The organism is Mesorhizobium sp. M7A.F.Ca.CA.004.12.1.1 (genome assembly GCF_003997835.1).
GTDB lineage: Bacteria > Pseudomonadota > Alphaproteobacteria > Rhizobiales > Rhizobiaceae > Mesorhizobium.
In genome coordinates, this window is record NZ_RZRK01000590.1 from 1 (window position 1) to 3,856 (window position 3,856).

General features: G+C 56.1%; 1 protein-coding gene and 1 pseudogene. Both read left to right on the forward strand.

The features are described 5' to 3' along the window. Positions 1–137 (forward strand): annotated as a pseudogene (locus tag EN984_RS25665) (electron transfer flavoprotein subunit alpha/FixB family protein); the annotation flags it as partial. 708 nt (positions 138–845) lie between these two features. After that, on the forward strand, positions 846–3,335 hold the full coding sequence (locus tag EN984_RS25670) for an FAD-dependent oxidoreductase (RefSeq protein ID WP_127270312.1): 2,490 nt from the start codon (positions 846–848) through the stop codon (positions 3,333–3,335). Positions 3,336–3,856 lie beyond the last annotated feature (521 nt).

Sequence of the window (3,856 nt, forward strand, 5' to 3'; positions counted from 1 at the left end):
ATCTCGCCGGCATGAAGGATTCGAAGGTCATCGTCGCCATCAACAAGGACGAGGAGGCGCCGATTTTCCAGGTTGCCGACTACGGCCTCGTCGGCGATCTCTTCGTCATTCTGCCGGAGCTGCAAAACCGCCTATGACGGGCATCATCTCGATTAACATTCTCAAACTTTGCCGGTGACCATTGCCTCCGGATGTTTGTCGCCATGACTAAGTGGCTGTTTGCAGGCAATGGCCCCGCAGCGCCATTTAGAAACCGACCGGCGATTTGCCTCGTTTTCCCAGCCTTGCGGCACATCCTGGAAGTGGACTGAGCAGATCAAGACCGCAGACGCCGTTCCGGATGGCCTGAGTACGTTCCCAGTTCAACGTAGGTGAAGCAGAACGGCCGGGGTGAGAAGATTGTGGCGCTCGCCCGCAGAGCTGCCCGTCGCGCCTTTTTCTTTTCCACGCCACAGGTGTGGCTAGGACAAGGCTCGGCGATGTCCTGACACTCCATTTCCACCTACACCGGACCGAGAATCTCGAAACCAGATGGCGTTAATATATAGACTGAATTTGACGTAGGCACCTCTCGGTGAATGAATTACCCACTGAAAGCAATGGCAAAAATAGCAATGCTCGACGCTGAAACTTTCAGGCCGAAGGGGAGCTGTCCGAGTGAGCCCGCTATCTTCATAAACGTCGCGTGCTTGGTTTCTGGCTCGTCGATGCGCCCGCCAACGCGCGCGCCAACATAGAAAACACCGGGGCCGCCGCCAGCTCGCTTTGAGCTCCGCCTTGCCGCGTGGCCGACCACTGACCTGCAAGATGTTGAGAAAAGCCTTTAACTAGGAGCTTAAATTTCCATGAAGAATGCATCAACCCTAAACGAAGTTGCCGACTCATCTGGAGCGAAATCACTGCCGGCTAAAGCCCGAGCGGTCATAATCGGGGGCGGTATTTCCGGGTGCTCGGTTGCATATCACCTCACAAAGCTCGGATGGACCGACGTAATTCTGCTCGAGCGTAAGCAACTGACCTGCGGAACAACTTGGCACGCTGCCGGATTGCTGAGCGAATTGCGCGGCTCTGCCGATATGACAAATATGGCAAAGTACACGATGGAACTTTACTCCAGCTTGGAAGCAGAGACGGGGGTTTCAACTGGATTGCGCCGTGTCGGCTCGTTGGCTCTCGCGCTTACCGATGAGCGGAAGCACGAGCTATTGCGGCAGTTCTCGGTCGCGAACGCCTTCGGGGTAGAGGTGCGAAAAATCTCCTCCAGCGAACTTGAGGAAATGTACCCTCATGTCAATGTGTCGGACGTCTCTGCTGCGCTTCATTTCCCTAATGATGGGCAATGTGATCCAGGAAATGTCGCGATGGCGCTTGCCAGGGGCGCACGGCAACGCGGTGCTGCCATCTATGAAGGAGTGAAGGTAACCGGCGTTCGGTCGAAAAACGGCCGGGTGTCAAGCGTGACGTGGGAGAAGAATGGCGAGCGTGGAGAGATTGAAACAGAGCACGTGGTAAACTGTGCAGGAATGTGGGCTCGGGAATTTGGCTCTAGAAGCGACGTGGCGATTCCCTTGCATGCTTGTGAACATTTCTATTTGATCACGGAGGCAATAGAAGGGCTTACACGACTGCCGATCATTCGGGTTCCGGACGAACATACGTACTACAAAGAAGATGCAGGGAAGATCCTCTTTGGGGCGGTAGAACCGAAGGCTAAGCCATGGGGTATGGACGGCATTCCCGAAAGCTTTTGCTTTGACCAGTTGCCAGAGGATTTTGCGCATTTCGAACCCATTATGGAGAAGGCCCTAAAGCGCATGCCGATGTTGGGCAAGGTTGGTATTCGCACCTTCTTCAATGGACCTGAGAGCTTCACGCCTGACGATCGCTTCCACCTAGGAGAAGCTCCTAACCTGAGGGGCTATTGGGTAGCATGTGGCTACAACACGGGAGGGATAGCCGGCTCAGGACCAGCGGGCTTTATTCTGTCGCAGTGGATGAATGACGGCGAACCGCCTCTCGACGTTTCAGGAGTTGACATCCGTCGGATGCAGCCGTTTCAGAAGAATCGTTCCTACCTGAAGGAGCGGGTTACGGAGATCGTGGGGCTTACCTATGCCGACCACTTTCCCGCCCGTCAAATGACAACATCGCGCGGAATTCGACGGTCACCAATTCATGAACACCTTAGAGCGCGCCGAGCCGTGTTCGGCGAAGCCGCAGGCTGGGAACGACCCAACTGGTTTGCCCGAGAGGGCCAGGAGCGCGAATATCGGTACTCTTGGGGCCGCCAGAACTGGTTCGAAAACCAGCGCGAAGAGCATGTGGCGGTGCGTGAACGGGTCGGTATTTTCGATTTGAGTCCATTCGGGAAAATCCGAGTGGAGGGACGAGACGCATGCAGGTTTCTCCAACGGCTCTGCTCCAACGACGTCGAGGTGCCGGTCGGCCGGATCGTCTATACACAAATGCTAAACGAGCGGGGCGGGATAGAGAGCGATCTCACGGTGAGTCGTCTCGGCGAGACTGCTTTCCTGCTCGTGGTGTCGGCCTTCGATCTGCAACGCGATCTGTGCTGGTTGAGGCGGCATGTAGGCGACGAGTTCGTCGTTATCACCGATATATCCGCCTCGGAAAGCGTTCTCGCGGTCATGGGGCCGAATTCGCGCGAACTGCTCGGCAGAGTTAGCCCGAATGATTTCTCCAATGGCAACAATCCCTTCAGCACCTTCCAGGAAATTGAAATCGGAATGGGTTTGGCGCGAGCGCATAGAGTGACCTATGTCGGCGAACTGGGCTGGGAGATTTACGTCCCGACTGATCAAGCCGCGCATGTCTTCGAAGTAATTGAGGCGGCGGGCGCAGATGTTGGCCTCAAGCTGTGTGGACTGCATGCCATTGGCTCATGCCGCATCGAGAAGGCATATCGGCATCTTGGCGATGATATTGGCAGCGCGGATCATGTGCTCGAAGCGGGGTTGGGCTTCGCCGTCAAGACGGCAAAGCCAGGATTTATTGGGAGAGATGCGGTGCTGAGAAAACGTGAAGCGGGGCTCGACCGTCGGCTGGTTCAGTTCCGGCTGAAAAACCCCAGTCCACTACTTCACCACAACGAGGTCATCTTCCGTGACGGTCGGATTGCGGGAACCATCACCTCCGGAAGCTACGGTCATACGCTTGGAGGAGCCATCGGCCTTGGCTATGTACCTTGCAAAAGTGAGAGCGAGGCAGCTCTCCTTTCCTCTTCTTACGAGATTGAGATAGCTGGCGAGCGCTTTGCCGCCGAAGTCTCGCTTAAACCAATGTATGACCCGAAGAGCGAGCGGGTGCGGGCTTGACTTTGGATCCAAGCGGACCAGGTCAGCCCAAGCAATCGGAGTTCGCACGCGGCGTCGGACATAGTCTTCGTTGACGTGCTCCCCGATCTGTCCGTTAGCTCTGTTCACTTTGTAGCCTGTGCGAATCTGGTGCAATTCACTTAGGGCGAGTCTGTCGAAGCGGGACGCATGCGAGGGTTGATCGCAAGACCGTGGTGCACGAGAAGCTCAAGAACGGCGCTCGACTCGTAAGTGCAACGCCCTGGCGATCGGCTCGAGGTCTCGGCGTTGCGCGAGAGGCTTGGAAAAGCTTCTAACCCTCAGGTCGAGGAGGACCACCGGACTCGGGACAGTCGCCGTGAACTATCCGCAAGCCATTGATCTGGCCTGTTGATTGAGGCGGATAGCGTCTTTTGAATTGCAGGATTAGCGGTTTATTGGGGCTGTTTTCCTGCAATTCGGTTTTGCGATTCCCTTGTGGCGCGGAGCGTGATTCACTCGGTTCGGCGGCGGCGAATCGAGGGGACAGCGAATGTCCAGGC

Coding starts and splice junctions, on each gene's coding strand:
- EN984_RS25670 (WP_127270312.1), top strand. CDS start 846: ATGAAGAATGCATCAACCCTAAACGAAGTTGCCGACTCATCTGGAGCG.